The organism is Pseudomonas putida, assembly GCF_009883635.2.
Lineage (GTDB): Bacteria > Pseudomonadota > Gammaproteobacteria > Pseudomonadales > Pseudomonadaceae > Aquipseudomonas > Aquipseudomonas putida_W.
On sequence record NZ_CP026115.2, the window covers coordinates 3,210,033 to 3,232,908 of the forward strand.

32 protein-coding genes are annotated in these 22,876 nt (G+C 59.3%); 30 read left to right on the forward strand and 2 right to left on the reverse strand.

Annotated elements, in window-relative coordinates; translation table 11 throughout:
• The 25 genes from rpsS to bfr all read left to right on the forward strand — a co-directional run bounded on the left by rpsS (position 1) and on the right by bfr (position 13,136).
• The gene (gene rpsS, locus C2H86_RS14505) at positions 1-276 is read left to right on the forward strand and encodes a 30S ribosomal protein S19 (RefSeq protein WP_003255482.1); all 276 of its coding nucleotides are present in this window, start codon (positions 1-3) and stop codon (positions 274-276) included.
• An 11-nt stretch (positions 277-287) separates the two neighbouring features.
• On the forward strand, positions 288-620 hold the full coding sequence (gene rplV / locus C2H86_RS14510; RefSeq protein WP_003103908.1) for a 50S ribosomal protein L22: 333 nt from the start codon (positions 288-290) through the stop codon (positions 618-620).
• A 13-nt stretch (positions 621-633) separates the two neighbouring features.
• Positions 634-1,320 (forward strand): 30S ribosomal protein S3, encoded by a 687-nt coding sequence (gene rpsC / locus C2H86_RS14515; RefSeq protein WP_003255481.1) that lies wholly within the window; start codon positions 634-636, stop codon positions 1,318-1,320.
• A gap of 12 nt (positions 1,321-1,332) precedes the next feature.
• Positions 1,333-1,746, forward strand: a complete 414-nt coding sequence (gene rplP, locus C2H86_RS14520; RefSeq protein WP_003255479.1) for a 50S ribosomal protein L16 — start codon at positions 1,333-1,335, stop codon at positions 1,744-1,746.
• A complete protein-coding gene (gene rpmC, locus C2H86_RS14525; protein WP_002555481.1) occupies positions 1,746-1,937 on the forward strand; it encodes a 50S ribosomal protein L29 in 192 nt (63 codons plus the stop codon). The genes rplP and rpmC overlap by 1 nt, the downstream gene beginning before the upstream one ends.
• Before the next feature lie 2 nt (positions 1,938-1,939).
• A complete protein-coding gene (gene rpsQ, locus C2H86_RS14530) occupies positions 1,940-2,206 on the forward strand; it encodes a 30S ribosomal protein S17 (RefSeq protein ID WP_008089812.1) in 267 nt (88 codons plus the stop codon).
• A gap of 23 nt (positions 2,207-2,229) precedes the next feature.
• A complete protein-coding gene (gene rplN, locus C2H86_RS14535) occupies positions 2,230-2,598 on the forward strand; it encodes a 50S ribosomal protein L14 (protein ID WP_008089810.1) in 369 nt (122 codons plus the stop codon).
• An 11-nt stretch (positions 2,599-2,609) separates the two neighbouring features.
• A complete protein-coding gene (gene rplX, locus C2H86_RS14540) occupies positions 2,610-2,924 on the forward strand; it encodes a 50S ribosomal protein L24 (RefSeq protein WP_003255476.1) in 315 nt (104 codons plus the stop codon).
• A 20-nt stretch (positions 2,925-2,944) separates the two neighbouring features.
• Positions 2,945-3,484: a 50S ribosomal protein L5 gene (rplE, locus tag C2H86_RS14545; protein WP_003255474.1), complete on the forward strand. Its 540-nt coding sequence runs from the start codon at positions 2,945-2,947 to the stop codon at positions 3,482-3,484.
• A 13-nt stretch (positions 3,485-3,497) separates the two neighbouring features.
• On the forward strand, positions 3,498-3,803 hold the full coding sequence (gene rpsN, locus C2H86_RS14550) for a 30S ribosomal protein S14 (RefSeq protein ID WP_159408682.1): 306 nt from the start codon (positions 3,498-3,500) through the stop codon (positions 3,801-3,803).
• 209 nt (positions 3,804-4,012) lie between these two features.
• Positions 4,013-4,405, forward strand: a complete 393-nt coding sequence (rpsH, locus tag C2H86_RS14555) for a 30S ribosomal protein S8 (RefSeq protein ID WP_003255471.1) — start codon at positions 4,013-4,015, stop codon at positions 4,403-4,405.
• 12 nt (positions 4,406-4,417) lie between these two features.
• Positions 4,418-4,951, forward strand: coding sequence for a 50S ribosomal protein L6 (gene rplF, locus C2H86_RS14560; protein WP_103448762.1), 534 nt, complete (start codon positions 4,418-4,420; stop codon positions 4,949-4,951).
• 10 nt (positions 4,952-4,961) lie between these two features.
• Complete coding sequence (rplR, locus tag C2H86_RS14565; RefSeq protein ID WP_003255467.1) at positions 4,962-5,312, forward strand: 50S ribosomal protein L18; 351 nt, start codon at positions 4,962-4,964, stop codon at positions 5,310-5,312.
• A 3-nt stretch (positions 5,313-5,315) separates the two neighbouring features.
• The gene (gene rpsE, locus C2H86_RS14570) at positions 5,316-5,816 is read left to right on the forward strand and encodes a 30S ribosomal protein S5 (RefSeq protein WP_003255465.1); all 501 of its coding nucleotides are present in this window, start codon (positions 5,316-5,318) and stop codon (positions 5,814-5,816) included.
• Positions 5,817-5,818: 2 nt separating this feature from the next.
• Positions 5,819-5,995 (forward strand): 50S ribosomal protein L30, encoded by a 177-nt coding sequence (gene rpmD / locus C2H86_RS14575; protein ID WP_003255463.1) that lies wholly within the window; start codon positions 5,819-5,821, stop codon positions 5,993-5,995.
• Positions 5,996-5,998: 3 nt separating this feature from the next.
• Complete coding sequence (rplO, locus tag C2H86_RS14580; protein WP_023382625.1) at positions 5,999-6,433, forward strand: 50S ribosomal protein L15; 435 nt, start codon at positions 5,999-6,001, stop codon at positions 6,431-6,433.
• Positions 6,434-7,765, forward strand: a complete 1,332-nt coding sequence (gene secY / locus C2H86_RS14585; RefSeq protein WP_016393394.1) for a preprotein translocase subunit SecY — start codon at positions 6,434-6,436, stop codon at positions 7,763-7,765.
• 28 nt (positions 7,766-7,793) lie between these two features.
• Complete coding sequence (gene rpmJ, locus C2H86_RS14590) at positions 7,794-7,910, forward strand: 50S ribosomal protein L36 (RefSeq protein ID WP_002555468.1); 117 nt, start codon at positions 7,794-7,796, stop codon at positions 7,908-7,910.
• A gap of 131 nt (positions 7,911-8,041) precedes the next feature.
• Positions 8,042-8,398, forward strand: coding sequence for a 30S ribosomal protein S13 (rpsM, locus tag C2H86_RS14595; RefSeq protein WP_003255457.1), 357 nt, complete (start codon positions 8,042-8,044; stop codon positions 8,396-8,398).
• 18 nt (positions 8,399-8,416) lie between these two features.
• Complete coding sequence (rpsK, locus tag C2H86_RS14600) at positions 8,417-8,806, forward strand: 30S ribosomal protein S11 (protein ID WP_003255454.1); 390 nt, start codon at positions 8,417-8,419, stop codon at positions 8,804-8,806.
• 15 nt (positions 8,807-8,821) lie between these two features.
• Positions 8,822-9,442, forward strand: a complete 621-nt coding sequence (gene rpsD / locus C2H86_RS14605) for a 30S ribosomal protein S4 (RefSeq protein ID WP_027917844.1) — start codon at positions 8,822-8,824, stop codon at positions 9,440-9,442.
• 22 nt (positions 9,443-9,464) lie between these two features.
• Complete coding sequence (locus tag C2H86_RS14610; RefSeq protein ID WP_003255452.1) at positions 9,465-10,466, forward strand: DNA-directed RNA polymerase subunit alpha; 1,002 nt, start codon at positions 9,465-9,467, stop codon at positions 10,464-10,466.
• Between the two features lie 42 nt (positions 10,467-10,508).
• The gene (rplQ, locus tag C2H86_RS14615) at positions 10,509-10,895 is read left to right on the forward strand and encodes a 50S ribosomal protein L17 (protein ID WP_003255451.1); all 387 of its coding nucleotides are present in this window, start codon (positions 10,509-10,511) and stop codon (positions 10,893-10,895) included.
• Between the two features lie 172 nt (positions 10,896-11,067).
• Entirely contained in the window at positions 11,068-12,507 is a 1,440-nt protein-coding gene (locus C2H86_RS14620; RefSeq protein ID WP_159408683.1) for a catalase, read from the forward strand.
• Between the two features lie 164 nt (positions 12,508-12,671).
• The gene (gene bfr / locus C2H86_RS14625) at positions 12,672-13,136 is read left to right on the forward strand and encodes a bacterioferritin (protein WP_003257116.1); all 465 of its coding nucleotides are present in this window, start codon (positions 12,672-12,674) and stop codon (positions 13,134-13,136) included.
• Between the two features lie 72 nt (positions 13,137-13,208).
• Here bfr and uvrA read toward each other — a convergent pair whose 3' ends face one another.
• Complete coding sequence (gene uvrA / locus C2H86_RS14630; RefSeq protein ID WP_163985969.1) at positions 13,209-16,043, reverse strand: excinuclease ABC subunit UvrA; 2,835 nt, start codon at positions 16,041-16,043, stop codon at positions 13,209-13,211.
• 129 nt (positions 16,044-16,172) lie between these two features.
• Between uvrA and C2H86_RS14635 the strand changes: the two genes are divergently transcribed.
• Positions 16,173-17,567, forward strand: coding sequence for an MFS transporter (locus C2H86_RS14635; RefSeq protein WP_103448766.1), 1,395 nt, complete (start codon positions 16,173-16,175; stop codon positions 17,565-17,567).
• Between the two features lie 9 nt (positions 17,568-17,576).
• Positions 17,577-18,119: a single-stranded DNA-binding protein gene (locus tag C2H86_RS14640; RefSeq protein WP_085677073.1), complete on the forward strand. Its 543-nt coding sequence runs from the start codon at positions 17,577-17,579 to the stop codon at positions 18,117-18,119.
• An 80-nt stretch (positions 18,120-18,199) separates the two neighbouring features.
• Here C2H86_RS14640 and C2H86_RS14645 read toward each other — a convergent pair whose 3' ends face one another.
• Positions 18,200-19,600: a PLP-dependent aminotransferase family protein gene (locus C2H86_RS14645; protein WP_159408684.1), complete on the reverse strand. Its 1,401-nt coding sequence runs from the start codon at positions 19,598-19,600 to the stop codon at positions 18,200-18,202.
• A gap of 425 nt (positions 19,601-20,025) precedes the next feature.
• Here C2H86_RS14645 and C2H86_RS14650 point away from each other — a divergent pair, with 425 nt between their 5' ends.
• Genes C2H86_RS14650 through C2H86_RS14660 form a run of 3 tightly spaced genes read left to right on the forward strand, consistent with a single transcriptional unit; the run spans position 20,026 to position 22,653 of the window.
• Complete coding sequence (locus C2H86_RS14650; RefSeq protein ID WP_159408685.1) at positions 20,026-21,051, forward strand: TauD/TfdA family dioxygenase; 1,026 nt, start codon at positions 20,026-20,028, stop codon at positions 21,049-21,051.
• 32 nt (positions 21,052-21,083) lie between these two features.
• Positions 21,084-21,869, forward strand: coding sequence for a sulfite exporter TauE/SafE family protein (locus tag C2H86_RS14655; RefSeq protein WP_099814604.1), 786 nt, complete (start codon positions 21,084-21,086; stop codon positions 21,867-21,869).
• Positions 21,870-21,891: 22 nt separating this feature from the next.
• Complete coding sequence (locus tag C2H86_RS14660) at positions 21,892-22,653, forward strand: SDR family NAD(P)-dependent oxidoreductase (RefSeq protein WP_159408686.1); 762 nt, start codon at positions 21,892-21,894, stop codon at positions 22,651-22,653.
• The last annotated feature ends 223 nt before the right edge of the window (positions 22,654-22,876 follow it).

The window sequence follows — 22,876 nt, forward strand, 5'->3', positions numbered from 1 at the left end:
GTGCCACGTTCTCTGAAAAAAGGTCCTTTTATCGATCTTCACCTGTTGAAGAAGGTCGAAGTGGCGGTGGAGAAGAACGATCGCAAGCCAGTTAAAACCTGGTCGCGTCGCTCGATGATCCTGCCACAAATGGTCGGTCTGACCATCGCGGTTCACAACGGTCGCCAGCATGTCCCAGTTCTCGTGAACGAAGACATGGTCGGCCACAAACTGGGCGAGTTCGCCGGTACCCGCACCTATCGCGGGCACGTGGCTGACAAGAAAGCCAAGCGTTAAGGGGTAAGGAAATGGAAGTAGCCGCTAAGTTGTCGGGCGCTCGCATCTCCGCCCAGAAAGCCCGCTTGGTCGCCGACCAGATCCGCGGGAAGAAGGTGGGCGAAGCGCTCAACCTGTTGGCCTTCAGCAGCAAAAAAGCCGCTGAAATCATGAAGAAAGTCCTCGAGTCGGCCGTAGCCAACGCCGAACACAACGAAGGCGCAGACGTTGATGACCTGAAGGTCTCCACCGTCTTCGTCAACGAAGGGCGTTCGCTGAAGCGCATCATGCCACGTGCCAAAGGCCGTGCTGATCGCATCGTCAAGCGGTCTTGCCATATCACTGTCAAGGTTGCGGACAAGTAACGGAGTCGATCAGATGGGTCAGAAAGTACATCCCACTGGCATTCGCCTGGGAATCGTCAAGGAGCACACCTCCGTCTGGTACGCAGACGGTGCTACTTACGCAGATTACCTGTTGAAGGATCTGAAAACGCGTGAGTACCTCCAAGACAAACTAAAAAGCGCGTCCGTAAGCCGTATCGATATTCATCGTCCGGCTCAAACTGCACGCATCACCATCCACACCGCTCGTCCAGGTATCGTTATCGGGAAGAAAGGTGAAGATGTCGAGAAGCTGCGTCAGGACCTGACCAAGCAGATGGGTGTGCCTGTGCACATCAACATCGAAGAGATCCGCAAGCCGGAACTCGACGCTATGCTGGTTGCGCAGAGCGTAGCTCAGCAGCTGGAACGCCGCGTAATGTTCCGTCGCGCCATGAAGCGCGCCGTACAGAACGCCATGCGTATTGGTGCCAAGGGCATCAAGATCCAGGTGAGCGGTCGTCTCGGCGGTGCTGAGATTGCTCGTACCGAGTGGTATCGCGAAGGTCGTGTGCCTCTGCACACCCTGCGTGCCGATATCGACTACAACACCTACGAAGCTCACACCACTTACGGTGTGATCGGTGTGAAGGTTTGGATCTTCAAAGGCGAAGTTATTGGTGGTCGCCAAGAAGAACTGAAACCACAAGCACCAGCGCCTCGTAAAAAAGCTGCTAAGTAAGGGGTACGCCAAATGTTGCAACCAAAGCGTACAAAATTCCGCAAGCAGATGACTGGCCACAACCGTGGTCTGGCACTGCGCGGTAGCAAAGTCAGCTTCGGCGAATTCGCCCTGAAAGCTGTTGCTCGCGGTCGCCTCACCGCTCGCCAGATCGAGTCCGCACGTCGTGCGCTGACCCGTCACGTTAAGCGTGGCGGTAAGATCTGGATCCGTGTGTTCCCGGACAAGCCGATCTCCAAGAAGCCTCTCGAGGTTCGTATGGGTAAAGGTAAGGGCTCCGTGGAATACTGGGTTGCCCAGATCCAGCCAGGCAAAGTCCTGTACGAGATCGAGGGTGTTTCTGAAGAGCTGGCGCGCGAAGCTTTCGCCCTGGCTGCTGCAAAGCTGCCTCTCGCCACCTCCTTTGTTAAGCGGACGGTGATGTGATGAAAGCGAATGAACTTCGTGAAAAATCTGCACAGCAACTGAATGAGCAACTGCTCGGCTTGCTGCGCGACCAGTTCAATCTGCGTATGCAGAAAGCAACTGGCCAGTTGGGGCAGTCGCACCTGCTCTCGCAAGTTAAGCGTGACATCGCTCGCGTGAAAACTGTGCTTAACCAGCAGGCAGGTAAGTGATCATGGCTGAAGCTGAAAAAACCGTCCGTACGCTGACTGGCCGTGTCGTCAGCGACAAAATGGACAAGACCATCACCGTTCTGATCGAGCGTCGCGTAAAGCACCCGATCTACGGTAAATACGTTAAGCGTTCGACTAAGCTGCACGCGCACGACGAATCCAACCAGTGCAAAATCGGCGACAAGGTTTCCATCCGTGAAACCCGTCCGCTGGCCAAGACCAAGTCCTGGGCACTGGTTGAAGTCCTCGAACGCGCTGTTGAAGTCTAAGGGCTAGGGGTCGGAGAAATTTTATGATTCAGACTCAATCCATGCTCGATGTGGCCGATAACAGCGGCGCTCGTCGCGTCATGTGCATCAAGGTGCTCGGCGGCTCGCACCGCCGTTACGCCGGCATCGGTGACATCATCAAAGTAACCGTCAAGGAAGCAATTCCGCGCGGTAAGGTCAAAAAAGGCCAGGTGATGACTGCTGTTGTCGTCCGTACCCGTCACGGTGTACGTCGCGCTGACGGTTCCATCATTCGTTTCGACGGCAACGCTGCTGTTCTGCTGAACACCAAGCAAGAGCCGATCGGCACTCGCATCTTCGGGCCAGTGACCCGTGAACTTCGTACTGAGAAGTTCATGAAGATCGTCTCGCTCGCCCCTGAAGTGCTGTAAGGAGATCCGACATGCAAAAGATTCGTCGTGACGACGAGATCATCGTGATCGCCGGCAAAGACAAAGGTAAGCGCGGTAAGGTGCTGAAGGTTCTGGCTGATGACCGTCTGGTCATCGGTGGCGTGAACCTGGTTAAGCGTCATACCAAGCCTAACCCGATGGCGGGCGTTCAGGGCGGTATCGTCGAAAAAGAAGCGCCTCTGCACGCTTCCAACGTTGCCATCTTCAATGGCGAAACCAACAAGGCTGACCGCGTTGGTTTCAAAGTAGAAGACGGTAAGAAAATTCGTGTCTTCAAGTCGACCCAAAAAGCGGTTGATGCTTGAACACTGCTAGGTAGAAGACCATGGCACGACTGAAAGAGATTTACCGGAACGAAATCGCTCCTAAGCTTAAGGAAGAACTTAAGCTGTCGAACGTGATGGAAGTTCCGCGCGTTACCAAGATCACCCTGAACATGGGTCTGGGCGAAGCGATCGGCGACAAGAAAGTCATCGAGCACGCTGTAGCCGACCTGGAAAAGATCACCGGTCAAAAGCCGGTCGTGACTTTCGCTCGTAAATCCATCGCGGGCTTCAAAGTCCGTGAGGGATGGCCGATCGGCGTCAAGGTGACCCTGCGTAGCGACAAGATGTACGAATTCCTGGACCGCCTGCTGGCGATCTCCCTGCCACGGGTTCGCGACTTCCGCGGCCTGAATGCCAAGTCCTTCGATGGCCGTGGCAACTACAGCATGGGCGTGAAAGAGCAGATCATCTTCCCGGAAATCGATTACGACAAGATCGATGCTCTGCGCGGTTTGGACATCACCCTGACCACCACTGCTCGTTCGGATGACGAAGGCCGCGCTCTGCTGCGTGCATTCAAATTCCCGTTCCGCAACTGATTGGAGTAGGAAAATGGCCAAGAAGAGCATGAAAAACCGCGAGCTGAAGCGTCAGCTCACGGTAGCCAAGTTCGCCAAAAAGCGTGCTGAACTGAAAGCGACCATCGTCAACATGAACGCCTCTCCAGAAGAGCGTTTCGCTGCCGTTGTCGCTCTGCAGAAGCAGCCACGTGATGCCAGCGCTGCGCGTCTGCGCAACCGTTGCCGCCTGACCGGTCGTCCTCACGGTGTATACCGTAAGTTCGGCCTGGGCCGTAACATGCTGCGTCAAGCTGCAATGCGCGGCGACGTACCAGGCCTGGTCAAAGCCTCCTGGTAATCGCTGCAGGTGTGATCCCGGTGGAAGGGGAGCGATCTTCCGACCGCCGGTGACCTCGCCAACAAACAAGCCCCCTCGTGGGGCTTGTTTCGTTTCCGCCTTGTGTCTAGAATGACCGGCTCACCCGAGCCTGGGTTTTTTACCCTGCCCGTTTGGGTGGTTTTTATAGCCGCAAGGCTAATTATTCTTGTATCAGGAGCATCTAGCCCATGAGTATGCAGGACCCGTTAGCGGACATGCTAACTCGCATCCGTAATGCCCAGATGGCTGAAAAGTCCGTCGTAAGCATGCCTTCCTCTACGCTGAAGGTCGCGGTTGCCAAAGTTCTGAAGGACGAAGGTTACATCGCTGGCTACCAGGTAACTGGTGAAGCCAAACCTTCTCTGTCGATCGAACTGAAGTACTTCGAAGGCCGTCCGGTCATCGAGGAACTGAAGCGTTCCAGCCGTCCTGGCCTGCGCCAGTACAAGGCCGTCACCGACCTGCCGAAAGTTCGTGGCGGTCTGGGCGTGTCTATTGTCTCCACCAACAAAGGTGTGATGACTGACCGCGCTGCGCGCGCTGCCGGTGTCGGCGGCGAAGTTCTGTGCACAGTGTTCTAAGGGGAGATAGGCATGTCTCGCGTCGCTAAGAACCCCGTTAAGCTGCCATCTGGCGTCGAAGTCAAATTCGCCGGCCAGCAGCTTTCGGTGAAGGGTGCCAAAGGCACTCTCGAACTGAACGTTCACTCGTCTGTTGAAGTTACCGAAGAGTCTGGTGAGCTGCGTTTCGTCGCTCGCAACGGTGACCAGCAAGCTCGCGCCATGGCCGGTACCACCCGCGCTCTGGTGAACAACATGGTCCAAGGCGTAAGCCAAGGCTTCGAGCGCAAGCTCCAGCTGGTCGGTGTTGGTTACAAGGCGCAGGCCAAAGGCGAAATCCTGAACCTGGCCCTGGGCTTCTCTCACCCAGTGGACTACGAACTGCCAGCCGGCATCACCGCTGAAACTCCTAGCCAGACCGACATCCTGATCAAGGGTATCGACAAGCAGCTGGTAGGTCAGGTGGCCGCTGAAATCCGCGGGTTCCGTCCGCCAGAGCCTTACAAAGGCAAGGGTGTGCGTTACGCGGACGAAGCAGTCCGTCGTAAAGAAGCCAAGAAGAAGTAGGGCCTAGCAAATGACCGACAAAAAAGTTATTCGACTGCGTCGCGCTCGCAAAGCACGCCTCAAGATGCACGAACTCGAAGTCGTGCGCCTGTGCGTGTTCCGCTCCTCGCAGCACATCTACGCCCAGGTCATTTCGGCCGACGGCAGCAAGGTTCTGGCAAGCGCCTCGACCTTGGACAAAGACCTGCGTGATGGCGCCACTGGCAACATCGACGCGGCCACTAAGGTTGGCAAGCTGGTAGCTGAGCGTGCGAAAGCCGCCGGTGTATCTCAAGTTGCCTTTGACCGTTCCGGCTTCAAGTACCACGGCCGCGTCAAAGCGCTGGCTGATGCTGCTCGTGAAGGCGGGCTGGAGTTCTAAGTTATGGCAAATAACGATCAAAAGCGCGACGAAGGCTACATCGAGAAGCTGGTTCAAGTTAACCGCGTAGCTAAAACCGTTAAAGGCGGCCGTATCTTCACCTTCACCGCGCTGACCGTGGTTGGTGATGGCAAGGGTCGCGTTGGTTTCGGCCGTGGCAAGTCGCGCGAAGTACCTGCTGCGATCCAGAAAGCCATGGAAGCTGCTCGTCGCAACATGATCCAGGTTGACCTGAAGGGCACCACCCTGCAGTACGCCACCAAGGCTGCCCACGGCGCCTCGAAGGTTTACATGCAGCCTGCCTCGGAAGGTACCGGTATCATCGCCGGCGGCGCCATGCGTGCCGTCCTGGAAGTTGCTGGTGTTCAGAACGTCCTGGCCAAGTGCTACGGTTCGACCAACCCAGTGAACGTGGTTTACGCCACCTTCAAGGGTCTGAAAGCCATGCAATCTCCTGAGTCCATTGCTGCCAAGCGCGGCAAGAGCGTTGAGGAGATCTTCTAATCATGGCAACCGTAAAAGTAACGCTGATCAAGAGCGTCTCGGGCCGCCTGCCTAACCACAAACTGTGCGTTAAAGGTCTGGGTCTGCGTCGCATCGGTCACACTGTAGAAGTCCAGGATACTCCCGAGAACCGCGGGATGATCAACAAGGCTTACTACATGTTGAAGGTCGAGGGTTAATCGATGAAACTCAATGATCTGAGTCCAGCGCCGGGTTCCCGTCGCGAGAAGCATCGTCCAGGTCGTGGTATCGGTAGCGGTCTGGGTAAGACCGGCGGCCGTGGCCACAAAGGTCAGACCTCCCGTTCCGGTGGTTCGATCGCTCCTGGCTTCGAAGGCGGTCAACAGCCGCTGCACCGTCGTCTGCCGAAGTTCGGCTTCGTTTCCCTGAAAGCCATGGATCGCGCTGAAGTGCGTCTGTCCGAGCTGGCTAAAGTGGAAGGCGACGTGGTTTCCGTACAGTCCCTGAAGGACGCCAACGTGATTGGCCAGAACGTACAGCGTGTGAAAATCATGCTGTCTGGCGAAGTCACTCGCGCAGTCACCATCAAGGGCATCGCAGCCACCAAGGGTGCGCGTGCGGCTATCGAAGCAGCTGGCGGCAAGTTCGAGGAATAAATGGCTAAGCAAGGTGCTCTCTCTTCGCTCGGTAAGGGCGGGATGTCGGAACTCTGGGCTCGTCTGCGCTTTCTGTTCATGGCGATCATCGTCTATCGGATAGGTGCGCATATCCCGGTTCCTGGCATCAATCCAGACCGTCTGGCGGATCTGTTTCGGCAGAATGAGGGGACCATTCTTAGCTTGTTCAACATGTTTTCCGGTGGCGCGCTTGAGCGCATGAGCATCTTTGCACTGGGGATCATGCCGTACATCTCGGCATCGATCATCATGCAGCTGATGACGGCGGTCAGCCCGCAACTGGAACAGTTGAAGAAGGAAGGTGAAGCTGGCCGTCGCAAGATCAGCCAGTACACCCGCTACGGCACCGTTATCCTGGCACTGGTTCAAGCCATTGGCATGTCCATTGGCCTGGCCAACCAGGGCGTGGCGTTTTCTGTAGGTCTCGGCTTCTATGTCGTTGCTGTCTCCACCTTCGTGGCAGGCGCGATGTTCATGATGTGGCTGGGCGAGCAGATCACCGAGCGCGGTGTGGGCAACGGTATCTCGATGTTGATCTTCGCAGGTATCGTTGCCGGTCTTCCGAGAGCAATCGGGCAGTCTTTCGAGTCTGCACGCACAGGCGATATCAACATTTTCGCCCTGGTCGCAATCGGTTTGCTTGCAGTAGCGATCATCGGTTTCGTGGTGTTCATTGAGCGTGGTCAGCGTCGTATCGCCGTTCACTACGCCAAGCGTCAGCAGGGCCGCAAGGTCTTCGCTGCGCAGACCAGCCACTTGCCGCTGAAGGTGAACATGGCGGGGGTAATCCCGGCCATTTTCGCGAGCAGCATTTTGCTGTTCCCGGCTTCGCTGGGTGCCTGGTTCGGTCAGTCCGAAGGTATGGGCTGGCTGCAGGACATCTCGCAGTCGATCGCTCCTGGTCAGCCGTTGAACATTCTGCTGTTTAGTGCAGGGATCATTTTCTTCTGCTTCTTCTACACAGCGTTGATGTTCAACCCGAAAGACGTAGCGGAAAACCTGAAGAAGTCCGGTGCCTTTATTCCGGGTATCCGTCCTGGTGAGCAGTCCGCACGCTACATTGATGGCGTTCTGACTCGTCTGACCATGTTCGGTGCTCTTTACATGATGGCCGTCTGCCTTCTGCCCCAGTTCCTGGTGGTGGCAGCAAATGTGCCGTTCTACCTTGGCGGGACCTCGTTGCTGATTGTGGTAGTGGTTGTGATGGACTTCATGTCCCAAGTACAATCGCACCTCGTTTCGCACCAGTACGAATCCCTGATGAAGAAAGCCAACCTGAAAGGCTACGGCGGCAGCGGTCTGCTGCGCTGATACGCCCCTAAGGTTCGAGGAGTCGGTAATGAAAGTTCGTGCATCGGTGAAAAAGCTGTGCCGTAACTGCAAGATCATCCGTCGCGAAGGCGTCGTACGAGTGATCTGCAGCGCGGAACCGCGTCACAAACAGCGCCAAGGCTGAGTGTGATCTGCGCTTCAAACCCAGCAGCTAGTGTGCTGCTGGGTTGATTATTCGTTTCTACAGCGATATTATCTCGCGCCCTATTTCTTGGCTTCCGGGGCGTAGGTAGCTGTCAATTGGAGTCCCACTGAATGGCCCGTATTGCAGGCGTCAACATTCCAGATAACAAGCATACTGTTATCTCGCTGACCTACATCTATGGTGTCGGTCGCACAACTGCACAGAAGATCTGTGCAGACGCTGGTGTCAACCCAGCCGCAAAGATCAAGGATCTGAGCGACGAGCAAATCGAAACCCTGCGTGGCGAAGTCGCGAAGTTCACCACCGAAGGTGACCTGCGTCGTGACATCAACATGAAGATCAAACGCTTGATGGACCTGGGTTGCTACCGCGGCCTGCGTCATCGTAAAGGTCTGCCGGTTCGCGGTCAGCGCACCAAGACCAACGCACGCACCCGTAAGGGCCCGCGTAAGCCGATCCGCAAGTAATCGCCCAGGAATATAGACATGGCAAAACCTGCTGCTCGTCCTCGTAAGAAAGTCAAAAAGACAGTGGTTGATGGCATCGCCCACATCCACGCTTCTTTCAACAACACCATCGTGACCATCACCGACCGTCAGGGCAACGCACTGTCCTGGGCTACTTCCGGTGGTTCGGGTTTCCGTGGTTCGCGCAAATCCACCCCGTTCGCAGCCCAGATTGCTGCTGAGCGTGCTGGTCAAGCTGCGCTGGAATATGGTCTGAAGAACCTCGACGTCAACGTCAAGGGTCCAGGTCCAGGTCGTGAATCCGCCGTTCGTGCACTGAACAGCTGCGGCTACAAGATCGCCAGCATCACCGACGTGACGCCAATCCCGCACAACGGGTGCCGTCCGCCGAAGAAGCGTCGCGTGTAATCAGGAGACAGAAGAATGGCACGTTACATTGGTCCAAAATGCAAACTGTCTCGTCGTGAAGGCACCGACCTGTTCCTGAAGAGCGGCGTTCGCGCTCTGGAATCGAAGTGCAACATCGAAGCAGCCCCAGGTATCCACGGCCAGCGCCGTGGCCGTCAGTCCGACTACGGTACCCAGCTGCGCGAGAAACAAAAAGTCCGTCGTATCTACGGTGTTCTGGAGCGTCAGTTCCGCGGTTACTACCAAGCTGCTGCCTCGAAAAAAGGCGCAACTGGTGAAAACCTGCTGCAACTGCTCGAGTGCCGTCTGGATAACGTCGTTTACCGTATGGGCTTCGGTTCGACTCGTTCCGAATCCCGTCAGCTGGTTTCGCACAAAGCGATCAGCGTCAACGGTAAGACTGTAAACATTCCATCCTACCAAGTTCGTCCGGGTGACGTGGTCGCGGTTCGCGAGAAGTCGCTGAACCAGCTGCGCATTGTTCAAGCCCTTGAACTGTGCGCCCAGCGTGGCCGCGTTGAGTGGGTAGACGTAGATTCCGCTAAGAAGTCGGGCGTTTTCAAGAACGTTCCTGCTCGTGGCGATCTGTCTGCCGACATCAACGAAAACCTGATTGTCGAGCTCTACTCCAAGTAAGGGCTAGAAAATAGGTGCATCCATGCAGATTTCGGTAAATGAGTTCCTGACTCCCCGCCATATTGATGTGCAGGTAGTCAGTCCGACCCGCGCCAAGATTACGCTCGAGCCTCTCGAGCGTGGTTTCGGCCATACCCTGGGCAACGCGCTGCGCCGCATCCTGTTGTCCTCCATGCCTGGCTGTGCAGTAGTCGAGGCCGAGATCGATGGCGTACTCCATGAGTACTCCGCGATCGAAGGTGTTCAGGAAGACGTAATTGAAATCCTGTTGAACCTGAAAGGCCTGGCTATCAAACTGCACGGTCGTGACGAAGTTACGCTGACCTTGTCGAAAAAGGGTTCGGGGGTGGTTACCGCTGCCGATATTCAGCTGGATCACGATGTCGAGATCGTCAACCCCGATCACGTAATCGCGAACCTGGCGTCCAACGGCGCCCTGAACATGAAGCTCACCGTAGCTCGTGGTCGTGGTTACGAGCCGGCTGACTCCCGTCAAACCGACGAAGACGAAAGCCGTAGCATTGGCCGTCTGCAGCTGGACGCTTCGTTCAGCCCGGTGCGTCGTATCGCCTATGTGGTCGAGAACGCCCGTGTTGAACAGCGTACCAACCTGGACAAGCTGGTCATTGATCTGGAAACCAACGGCACCCTGGATCCTGAAGAGGCTATCCGCCGCGCTGCGACCATCCTGCAACAGCAGCTGGCCGCGTTCGTCGACCTCAAAGGTGACAGTGAGCCTGTCGTAGTCGAGCAGGAAGACGAGATCGATCCGATCCTGCTGCGCCCGGTTGACGACCTGGAACTGACTGTACGTTCGGCCAACTGCCTCAAGGCGGAGAACATCTACTACATCGGCGACCTGATTCAGCGTACCGAAGTAGAGCTGTTGAAGACTCCTAACCTTGGCAAGAAGTCCCTGACTGAAATCAAGGACGTTCTGGCCTCTCGTGGTCTGTCTCTCGGCATGCGCCTCGACAACTGGCCGCCTGCAAGTCTTAAGAAAGACGACAAGGCGACCGCCTGATCGTCGTAATCACCGAACGTAGTGTTTGGTAAGGAATGAATCATGCGTCATCGTAAAAGTGGACGTCACCTGAGCCGTACCAGCTCTCACCGCAAGGCTATGTTCCAGAACATGGCAGTGTCGTTGATCGAGCACGAGCTGATCAAAACCACCCTGCCGAAAGCCAAGGAACTGCGCCGCGTTGCCGAGCCGCTGATCACCCTGGCCAAGGAAGACAGCGTTGCTAACCGTCGTCTGGCCTTCGACCGTACCCGTTCGAAGTCCGCTGTTGGCAAACTGTTCAACGACCTGGGCAAGCGTTACGCCACCCGTCAGGGCGGCTACCTGCGCATCCTGAAGTGCGGTTTCCGCGCTGGCGACAACGCGCCTATGGCGTACGTCGAGCTGGTTGATCGTCCGGTCGGCGGTGCTGTAGAAGCTGCTGAGTAAGACGTTCTGTCTGCTACAAAGAACCGGGCCTAGTGCCCGGTTTTTTGTGTCTGCAGGTATTGTTTATTTCTATTGATACAAGTCATGTAATGAATTTGTTCTGAAGCAATCGCTCGTCGATACTCCTTCTCAAGCCGTTTAGCCGGCGCCTGAAGACCGATAAGGAGAGCCCATGAGCAAGATTCTTACCACCGCCAGCGGTGCACCTGTAGCTGACAACCAGAATTCCCGCTCCGCCGGCCCACGCGGCCCGCTGCTGCTCGACGACTTCCACCTGATCGAGAAGCTCGCCCACTTCAACCGTGAGAACATCCCTGAGCGCCGTGTGCATGCCAAAGGCTCGGGTGCCTACGGTACCTTCACCGTCACCCGCGATATCACTTCGTACACCAGCGCCAAGCTGTTCGAGCAGATCGGCAAGCAGACCGAGACCTTCCTGCGATTCTCTACGGTTGGCGGCGAGCGCGGCTCGGCGGATACCGAGCGTGACCCACGCGGCTTTGCGGTGAAGTTCTACACCGAGGAAGGCAACTGGGACATCGTTGGCAACAATACCCCGGTGTTCTTCATCCGCGACCCGCTCAAGTTCCCGGATTTTATCCACACCCAGAAGCGCCACCCGCAAACCAACCTGAAGAACGCCCAGATGATGTGGGACTTCTGGTCGCACTCGCCCGAAGCACTGCACCAGGTCACCATCCTGTTCTCTGACCGCGGTATCCCGGACGGGTACCGGCACATGCACGGCTTCGGTAGCCACACCTACAGCCTGATCAATGCCCAAGGCGAGCGCACCTGGGTCAAATGGCACTTCAAGACCCAGCAAGGCATCAAGAACCTGGCCCCGGCCGATGCAGCACGCTTGGCCGGTACCGACCCGGACTACGCCCAGCGTGACCTGTTCGAGGCCATCGAGCGTGGCGACTTCCCGCGCTGGACCGTGTGCATCCAGGTGATGAGCGAGGCCGAGGCAGCCGCTCGCGACGAGAACCCGTTCGACGTGACCAAGACCTGGTCGCAGAAGGACTACCCATTGATAGAAGTCGGTGTGCTGGAGCTCAACCGCAATCCGCTGAACTACTTCGCCGAAGTGGAACAGGCGGCGTTCGGCCCGAGCAACATGGTCCCGGGGGTCGGCCTGTCGCCTGACCGCATGCTGCAAGGCCGCGTGTTCGCTTACGCTGACGCACATCGCTACCGTGTGGGTACCAACCACCAGCAGCTGCCGGTGAACGCGCCACGCAGCCCGGTGAACAGCTACCAGCGCGATGGTTCGATGGCCATGGGCAGCTACGGCGGTGCGCCGAACTACGAGCCCAACAGCTACGCTGATGCGCCGAAGCAATCGCCACGCCACGCCGAACCCGCACTGGCCCTTAGCGGCGCAGCGGATCGCCACGACCATCGTGAGGACAACGACTACTACAGCCACGCCGGTGCACTGTTCCGCCTGATGAGCGAAGAGCAGAAGACGCTGCTGATCAACAACATCGCCGGCACCATGGCGGGCGTCAGCGAAGAGGTGATTCAGCGCCAGTTGCAGTACTTCTTCAAGGCCGACCCGGCCTACGGCGAAGGCATCGCCAAGGCATTGGGTGTGAATCTCGCCTAAGTCGAAGTGATAAGAAGAACCGCCCTCATTTGGGCGGTTTTTCAATGAAAATCACTACTGTTTAGCCGATTTTTTGCATCTAATTGCGCGTTTTTCAGTGACCGCGCGCAAAAGCTGGTTCACACTATGTGCATCAAGCCGTTTTCACAGGGAGAATCAGGGCGATGCAAGGTCACCCGGACGTTATCAACTACCTCGTCACGTTGCTGAAGGGCGAACTGGCGGCTCGCGACCAGTACTTCATCCACTCGCGCATGTACGAAGACTGGGGCCTGTCCAAGCTCTACGAGCGTATCAACCACGAGATGGAAGAAGAGACGCAGCACGCTGATGCCCTGATGCGTCGTATCCTCATGCTCGAAGGCACTCCCGACATGCGCGCGGACGACCTCGAAGTGGGCAGCACCGTGCCGGAAATGATCGAGGCCGACCTCAAGCTCGAGTACAAGGTGCGTGGTGCGCTGTGCAAAGGCATCGAGCTGTGCGAATTGCACAAGGACTACATCAGCCGCGATATCCTGCGCGCGCAGCTGGCTGACACCGAAGAAGATCACACCTACTGGCTGGAGAAGCAGCAGGGCCTGATCAAGGCCATCGGCCTGGAGAACTACCTGCAGTCGCAGATGTAAGTTATCCACAGCTTCACGAAAAAGCCCCTGGCACCAACGGTACCAGGGGCTTTTTAATGTCACCGGCAACCGTCAGGCCCGGTCACGTTCCAGCAGCGGCTTGAGGTAATGCCCGGTGTAGGACTGCTTCATCTTGGTCAGCTCTTCCGGGGTGCCGCAGGCAATGATCTGACCACCCTTGGAACCGCCTTCCGGCCCCAGGTCCACCAGCCAGTCGGCGGTCTTGATCACATCCAGGTTATGCTCGATCACCACCACGGTGTTGCCGTGGTCACGCAGGCGATGCAGAACGTCCAGCAGCTGCTGGATGTCGGCGAAGTGCAGGCCGGTGGTCGGTTCGTCGAGGATGTACAGGGTCTTGCCAGTGTCGCGCTTGGACAGCTCACGGGACAGCTTCACCCGTTGCGCCTCGCCACCGGACAAGGTGGTCGCCGATTGCCCCAGCTTGATGTACGAAAGCCCCACGTCCATCAGCGTCTGCAGCTTGCGCGCCAGCGCCGGTACCGCATCGAAGAACTCGCGGGCATCCTCGATGGTCATTTCCAGCACCTCGTGGATGTTCTTGCCTTTGTACTTGATCTCCAGGGTTTCGCGGTTGTAGCGCTTGCTCTTGCACACGTCGCACGGCACGTAGATGTCCGGCAGGAAGTGCATTTCGACCTTGATCAGGCCATCGCCCTGGCAGGCTTCGCAACGGCCGCCCTTGACGTTGAACGAGAAGCGCCCCGGGCCGTAGCCGCGCGAGCGCGATTCCGGCACGCCGGAGAACAGCTCGCGAATCGGCGTGAAGATGCCGGTGTAGGTCGCCGGGTTCGAGCGCGGGGTGCGGCCGATCGGGCTCTGGTCGATGTCCACCACCTTGTCCAGGTGCTGCAGGCCGTCCATGCTGCTGTGCGGTGCGGCTTCCAGGCTGCTCGCGCCGTTGAGGGCGGTGGCGGCGAGGGGGAACAGGGTGTTGTTGATCAGCGTCGACTTGCCCGAGCCGGACACTCCGGTCACGCAGGTCAGCAGGCCGATCGGGATCTCCAGGTCTACGTTCTGCAGGTTGTTGCCACGTGCGCCCTTGAGCTTGAGCTGCAGCTTTTTGTTGCGCGGGGTGCGCTGTGCCGGCACGACAATTTTCTTGCGCCCTGACAGGTACTTGCCCGTCAGCGAGTCAGGGTGGTCCATCACCTCCTGCGGCGAGCCCTCGGCGACGATCTGGCCACCGTGCACGCCAGCCCCCGGGCCGATGTCCACCACGTAGTCGGCCAGGCGGATAGCGTCTTCGTCGTGCTCAACCACGATCACCGTGTTGCCAAGGTCGCGCAGGTGGTTGAGGGTGGCCAGGAGGCGGTCGTTGTCCCGTTGATGAAGGCCGATGGACGGTTCATCGAGGATGTACATCACCCCGACCAGGCCGGCACCGATCTGGCTGGCCAGGCGGATGCGCTGGGCTTCACCGCCAGACAGCGTGTCGGCACTGCGGTCGAGAGTCAGGTAGTCGAGGCCGACGTTGACCAGGAACTGCAGGCGCTCGCAGATCTCCTTGAGGATCTTCGCCGCGATCTCGCCACGGCGGCCGGTCAGGGTCAGGTCACCGAAGTAGCTGCTGGCTTCACCGATCGGCAGGTTGGTCACCGCCGGCAGGGTCTTCTCGCCAACCCACACGTGGCGGGCTTCGCGGCGCAGGCGGGTGCCGCGGCAATCCGGGCAGGGCTGGGTGCCGAGGAACTTGGCCAGCTCTTCACGCACGGTGGCCGACTCGGTTTCGCGGTAGCGGCGTTCGAGGTTTGGCACGATGCCTTCGAACGGGTGCGAGCGCTTGACGATATCGCCGCGGTCGTTGAGGTACTTGAAGTCGACGCTCTGCTTGCCGCTGCCCTGCAGGATCACCTTCTGGTGCTCGGCCGAGAGTTCGCCGAATGGCTCCTCCAGGCTGAAGCCGTAATGCGCGGCCAGCGAGCCGAGCATCTGGAAGTAGTAGACGTTGCGCCGGTCCCAGCCGCGGATCGCGCCTTCGGCCAAGGTCAGCTCACTGTTGACCAGGCGTTTGGTATCGAAGAACTGTTTCACGCCCAGGCCGTCGCAGGTCGGGCAGGCACCGGCCGGGTTGTTGAAGGAGAACAGCTTCGGCTCCAGCTCGCTGATCGCGTGGCCGCACACCGGGCAGGCGAAGCGTGCGGAGAAGATCATCTCTTCGCCTGGCTCGTCGTCCATTGGCGCCACCAGGGCGATGCCGTCGGCCAGCTTCAGAGCGGTCTCGAACGACTCGGCCAGGCGCTGCTGCAGGTCGGTGCGGACCTTGAAACGGTCCACCACCACGTCGATGCTGTGCTTCTTCTGCTTGTCCAGCTTGGGCAGTTCGTCCAGCTCATAGAGCTTGCCGTTGACCCGTGCACGGACGAAGCCTTGGGCGCGCAGCTCATCGAACACCGCCAGGTGCTCACCCTTGCGCTCGCGCACGACCGGCGCCAGCAGCATCAGCTTGCTGCCTTCCGGGCGCTCCAGTACCAGGTCGACCATCTGGCTGATCGTTTGCGCTTCCAGCGGGATGTCGTGGTCCGGGCAGCGTGGCGTACCGACGCGGGCATAAAGCAGGCGCAAGTAGTCGTAGATTTCGGTGATGGTGCCGACCGTGGAGCGGGGGTTGTGCGAGGTCGACTTCTGCTCGATGGAAATGGCCGGCGACAGGCCTTCGATGGTGTCGACGTCGGGCTTTTCCATCATCGACAGGAATTGCCGGGCATAGGCCGACAGCGATTCCACGTAGCGGCGCTGGCCTTCGGCGTAAAGGGTGTCGAACGCCAGGGACGACTTGCCGGATCCGGACAGGCCGGTGATCACGATCAGCTTGTCCCGCGGCAGGGTCAGGTCGATGTTCTTCAGGTTGTGGGTACGCGCCCCACGAATCAGGATCTTGTCCACTGCGGCCTCGCTCGGCGGGCATAAACAAGGAAGTATACGGCGCGCTGCCAGTACGCGGCAAAGCGTCGCGTAGATGCCCTCAGGCTGTCGGACTGATAGAATCGCCGCCGGTTCACACGAGGTTTATCCATGCACGACACCCACAACGAGCGCATGAGCAGCGGCGAAACCCGCGCTGCTAGCGGCCTGGCCCTGGTCTTTGCCTTTCGTATGCTGGGCATGTTCATGGTCTTGCCGGTGCTGGCCACCTACGGTATGGACCTGGCCGGCGCCACGCCCGCGCTGATCGGCCTGGCCATTGGCGCCTACGGCCTGACCCAGGCAGTATTGCAGATCCCGTTCGGGATGATTTCCGACCGCATCGGCCGCCGGCCGGTGATTTACCTGGGGCTGGTGGTCTTTGCCCTGGGCAGCCTGTTGGCGGCCCAGGCCGATTCCATCTGGGGCGTGATCGCCGGGCGAATCCTGCAGGGCGCCGGGGCAATTTCCGCTGCGGTCATGGCCTTGCTCTCGGACCTGACCCGCGAGCAGCACCGGACCAAGGCGATGGCGATGATCGGCATGAGCATCGGCCTGTCGTTCGCCGTGGCCATGGTCATTGGCCCATTGCTCACAAGCCACTTCGGCTTGTCAGGATTGTTCCTTGCCACTGCAGGACTTGCCCTGGTCGGCATCCTGTTGATCGCCTTCGTCGTACCCAATACCCATAGCACCTTGCAGCATCGCGAGTCGGGTGTGGCGCGCCAGGCCCTCGGCCCGACCCTGCGTCACCCGGACCTTCTGCGCCTGGATGTGGGCATTTTCATCCTCCACGCTATCCTCATGGCCAGCTTCGTCGCGCTGCCCCTGGCGTTCGTCGAGCGCGGCGGCCTGCCCAAGGAACAGCACTGGTGGGTGTACCTGACCGCGCTGTTGATCTCATTTTTTGCAATGATCCCGTTCATCATCTACGGCGAAAAAAAGCGCAAGATGAAACGTGTGTTGGCCGGTGCGGTCAGTGTCCTGCTGCTGACGGAAGTGTTCTTCTGGCAGTGGGCTGACGGTTTGCGCGGACTGGTGATTGGCACCGTGGTATTCTTTACCGCATTCAACCTGTTGGAGGCTTCGTTGCCTTCGCTGGTGAGCAAGGTGTCGCCTGCTGGTGGCAAGGGGACGGCGATGGGGGTGTATTCCACCAGCCAGTTCCTCGGCGCCGCCCTGGGAGGAATCCTCGGTGGCTGGCTGTTCCAGCACGGCGGGCTGAACATGGTGTTCCTTGGTTGCGCAATCCTGTGTGCCATCTGGTTGGTCGTCGCCTTGCGCATGAACGAGCCGCCCTATGTAACCAGCCTGCGCATGCCGCTGACGCCAGAGGCAGTTCGGGAAGCCGGCTTGACCGAGCGCCTGATGGCCGTGCCGGGTGTGACCGACGCCGTGGTGGTGGCAGATGAAGCCGCCATCTATATCAAACTGGATACGAAAATTTTGGACCGTGCGACCCTCGAGCGACTGGTGAATCCAGCCTCTTCGGCGTGCGAAGCCTAGGAGAACGTTATGGCCCGTGGGGTTAACAAAGTCATTCTGGTCGGCACCTGTGGCCAGGATCCCGAAGTCCGCTACCTACCCAACGGTAACGCCGTGACCAACCTGAGCCTGGCCACCAGCGAGCAGTGGACCGACAAGCAGTCGGGCCAGAAGGTCGAGCGTACCGAGTGGCACCGTGTGTCGCTGTTCGGCAAGGTTGCCGAAATCGCCGGCGAGTACCTGCGCAAAGGTTCGCAGTGCTACATCGAAGGCAAGCTGCAGACCCGCGAGTGGGAAAAAGACGGCATCAAGCGCTACACCACCGAGATCATCGTCGACATCAACGGCACCATGCAGCTGCTCGGCGGTCGTCCGCAGGGCCAGCAGCAGGGCGGTGACCCATACAACCAGGGTGGCGGCAACTACGGTGGCGGCCAGCAGCAACAGTACAACCAGGCTCCGCCACGCCAGCAGGCTCAGCGCCCGCAGCAGCAACAGCGTCCGGCGCCACAGCAGCCTGCGCCGCAGCCGGCGGCTGACTTCGACAGCTTCGATGACGATATTCCGTTCTGATCGAACGGCAAGGCGTCTAGCTGAAACAGAAACCCAGGGCAGTTGCCCTGGGTTTTTTTATGCCCTTCCTACAACCCTGCTCAATAAAACAACCGCGGTTCCGGCGAATCCAGCAGGCTCGCCAGTTTGGTCAGGGCAAAGCCCAGTTCCTGGCGGCTGGGAGACATCAAGGCAATCCGTACGCCACAGGTGGCATGGCTGCGCTCGGGCAGGAACTGGCTGCCGCTGACCACCGTGACGCCATTGTTGCGTGCCAGGTTGGCAAATTCGTCACTGGTCCAGGGCTCGGGCAATTCCAGCCAGATATGGAAGCTGTTGGGCTGGCTGCGGATCCTGTACTTACCCAGAATCTCTCGCGCCATGTGCTGACGCGCAGCCGCTTCCTCCTGCTGCACCTGCACCAACTGATCGGCCATGCCGCTGTTGATCAGGTTGCTGGCCAGTTGCGCCATCAGTGGTGATGGCATCCAGACGCTGCTGCGTACCATCGATGATAGCCGCGAGAGGGTTTGCGGCGGGGCATACAGGTAGCCGATACGCAGTGCCGGCAGCACGCTCTTGGACAGGCTGGTGAGGTACACCGAGCGTTCAGGGGCATACGCGGCAAGCGGCTTGTAGTCCGGGGTGGGTTCGAGAAAGCCATAGATGTCGTCATCGACGATGAACAGGTCGAACTCGCGAGCGATTTCGGCGATGGCCTCGCGCCGCGCATGGGGCATGATCGAGTTGGTCGGGTTCTGGTGCGTGGTGACGCACACCAGCAGCGAAGGGCGATGTTCCAGGCATGCCGCACGCAGCGCCTCGGGAATCAGCCCGAATTCGTCCATGGCTACGCCACGCAGGCGACGTCCCATGCTGTGGGCCAGGGAGATGATGCCTGGGTAGCAGAACGATTCGCACAGCACCACGTCGTCGCTCTTCGAAAGGCTGCTGATGGCCACCAGCAAGCCATGCTGAGCGCCGGACGTCAGTACCACCTGTTGCCAGCGTGCATCGGGCAGCCAGCGCTGGATCCAGGCCGCGCCAGCCTGCTTGTGGGTCGCATGGCCGCCCTCGGTGACATAGTCCAGCACGTGGGCAAGGTCGGGCGACTGGGCCAGTTCGTTGATGGCGCCGCGCAGCCAATCGGTCATGTGGGCGTCATTGGGCTTGATGATCGACAGGTCGATCTGCCCGCTCTCGCGCTCGGCGCTGCTGGGGCGGGGCCGTGCAGGCGCAAGCGGGGCAGGGGGCTGCGGCTGGCGTTGCGGCAGCACGAAAGTCCCGCGCCCGACCTCACCCACCACCAGGCCACGCTTGGCGGCTTCGTCATAGGCACGGCCAATGGTGCCGGGTGTCACGTCCAGTGACTCGGCCAGGTCCTTGAGGGTTGGCAAGCGTTCGCCAGCCACCAGCCGGCCGCTGCCGATGTCCTGCTCCAGGGCGTCGGCGATCATCAGGTAGACCGGCTGCGCCAGGTCGCTGTAGTGAGGAACCCACATAGAAATGGCACCAGAATCTGCGAGAACGCGGAAGCCTAGCACGAAAGGTCTGATGGAAGTAATTGTGTTTTCCTACGTGTAAATTACCTTGATTGAATCGTATCGATCAGTCAATCACGGACCTTCAAGCGTGGCCTTGATTGAGATAAATCGGGTCTGAATCCTGCGCCGTTTCGCTACATTTTCCAGAAACCTTTTGAAATCAATAAGTTGATTGAATCGACTCAATCGTCTGTCTTCGCCTTTTGGAAAATGGATTGAATCGAAGTTATTTTTATAATTACAATTATTGCGTCGATGCAATTCGCTGTGCTCTCGCTGGCTTCAGCGGCTGGCATCGTCCCGCTGTGACCGGCTTCAAAAACATAAACATCTGCCGCCGACACCGACTGGCCTCAAGCCAGCAACATGGAATATCACTGCAAATGGAAAGTGCACACCTGCATCAAGGCGCCGAGCTTCAAGCCTCACTGGAGATCCGTCTGCCCTGGGTCATCTCCAGCGCCTGGCAAACCTTGCTGAACAACACACCGCTCGACTTCGAGACGAGCAAGGAGCTTTATCCACAGCTCAAGGACCAGGCCCAGGACGTGCTGGGCAAGGCGCTGTGCCAACAGATCCGTGGCTTTGTCACGGACCCGTACCTGACCAGCATGATCGTGCGCAATTGCCCGCGTGACCGTGACATCCCACCCACGCCTTATTCGGGCGTACTCAGCCCGCGCAGCACGCCGGTTGCCTGCCTGGTCAGCCTGACCATGCAGAGCCTGATGGGGATCAACCCGGTGGTCTACGAGGGTGAGAACGATGGCCGGCTGTTCCGCCATGTCATTCCTTCGCGCCATTCCTCCAGCCACAAGAGCTCCCATGGCTCGAAGCTGCGCTTCTCCTATCACGTGGACAACCCGGACCTGCCGCTGTCATCCGAGCCGCTCGGCGACACGTCCTGCTGCCCGGAATACCTGTCGTTCTTCGGCATGCGCTGCGACCCGCGCATCAGTACCACACTGGTCAGCCTCGATGCCGTGGTGGCGGCACTGCCCGCTGCCACCGTGCGCGAACTGTGCCTGCCACAGTTCGAGATCCGCCGCCCGGACTCCTTTAGCGGCAACCGCCGTTGCACGGCCGAACTCCCGGTGCTGGTGCGCGGCCAGGCCGGTGAATGGTTGTGCCGTTTCGACAGCGAGAACACCCACGGCCTCAACCTGCGGGCCGAGCAGGCACTGGCCAGCCTGCGCAGCGTGTTGGAAACCCGCCGCTTCGACGAACCCCACCTGCTGCTGCCGGGCGACTTCATGGTCTTCAAGAACCAGCGTGTGCTGCATGCCCGCGATGGCTTCGAGCCACAGAACGATGGTGCCGACCGCTGGCTGCTGCGCCTGTTCGCGGTCAACGACCTGAACCGCGTGCATTTCGCCCGGGCCGATCACCTTTACGAAGTGCTCTCCTGATTCTCTTTTACTGACTCGACGGACGTACCGATATGGAACTGTTAGGCGCCTTCTGGGCGGAACACTGGTTGTTGGCGATCCTGATGCTGGGCGCTATCGCATTCGTTGCAGGCTTTGTCGACAGCATCGCCGGGGGTGGCGGGCTGTTTCTGGTACCCGGTTTTCTGCTGGTGGGCATGCCACCGCAGGTTGCCCTGGGGCAGGAGAAACTGGTCAGCACCCTTGGCACGCTCGCGGCCATCCGCAACTTCCTGGCCAACAGCAAGATGGTCTGGCAGGTGGCGCTGGTCGGGGTGCCGTTCTCATTGCTCGGAGCTTATCTGGGCGCGCACCTGATCGTGTCGATTCCCCAGGAAACCGTGGGCAAGATCATCCTGGCGCTGATCCCGTTCGGCATCCTTATCTTCCTCACTCCCAAGGACCGCCCGGTGGAAGAGCGCGAACTGTCGCCGCGCATGCTGTTCACTGTGGTGCCGTTGACCTGCCTGGCCATCGGCTTCTACGACGGCTTTTTCGGCCCCGGCACCGGCAGCATGTTCATCATCGCGTTCCACTACCTGCTGCGCATGGACCTGGTCTCCAGTTCCGCCAACTCCAAGACCTTCAACTTCGCCTCCAACATCGGCGCCCTGGTGGCGTTCGTCATGGCGGGCAAGGTCGTTTACCTGCTGGCGCTACCGCTGGTGGCCTGCAACATCCTCGGCAACCACCTGGGCAGCGCCCTGGCCCTGCGCAAAGGCAATGAAGTGGTGCGCAAGGCGTTGGTGTTCTCGATGCTCTGCCTGTTTACCAGCCTGGGTGTGAAGTACCTGGCCTGACCCCCTTCAAAGGAGATAACTGATGAAAACTGCATTCGTGACCGGCGCTTCTTCGGGCTTTGGCCGGGCCATCTGCCGCACCCTGATCGGCAAGGGCTACCGTGTGATCGGCGCCGCCCGGCGCATGGACAAGCTGCAAGTGCTGGAGACCGAGCTGGGCGACAATTTCATTGCGCTGGCGCTGGACGTCACCGATCCGTTGTCGATCGAGTCGGCGTTCGAACAAGTCCGCGACGCCTCGCTGCAAATTGACCTGCTGGTGAACAATGCCGGGCTGGCGCTGGGTGTCGACCGCGCCCAGGCCAGCAGTAGCGAGAACTGGCAGCAGATGATCGACACCAACGTCACCGGCCTGGCGATGGTGACCCACAAGGTCCTGCCGCAGATGGTGGAGGCCGACAGCGGGATGATCATCAACATGGGGTCCATCGCCGGCACCTATCCGTACCCGGGCGGCAATGTGTATGGCGCCAGCAAGGCGTTTGTACGCCAGTTCAGCCTGAACCTGCGCGCCGACCTGGCAGGCACCCGCGTGCGGGTGAGCAATATCGAGCCGGGTTTGTGCTCGGGCACCGACTTTTCGGTGGTGCGCCTGAACGGCGACCTGGATGCCGTGCAAGCCCTCTACCGCGACGTGGAGGCCATCCTGCCGGAGGACATCGCCGCCACGGTGGCGTGGATTGCCGAGCAGCCGGGGCATGTGAACATCAATACCGTCGAGATCATGCCGGTGGCCCAGAGCAGCGCGGCGCTCAATGTGGCGCGTAACCTGCCGCAGTGTTGAATGGGTTATGCAATGACCCGACTGGGTCTATCCAACTTTGTCCTCAGCCCCAGCCGCCTCAAACATCCCGGAGTGCACTTGCAGCGCCTATGAGATCGAGCGCCGCCCGCGCGGCGCATCGCGAGCTGCGCTCGCTCCTACGTTTGTTTCGGGCCATTTTTTCCTGGGGAATTTGCGCGCGAGCGCCTTGGCGCATGGCGTTACATCGCGTCGTACGAACAAG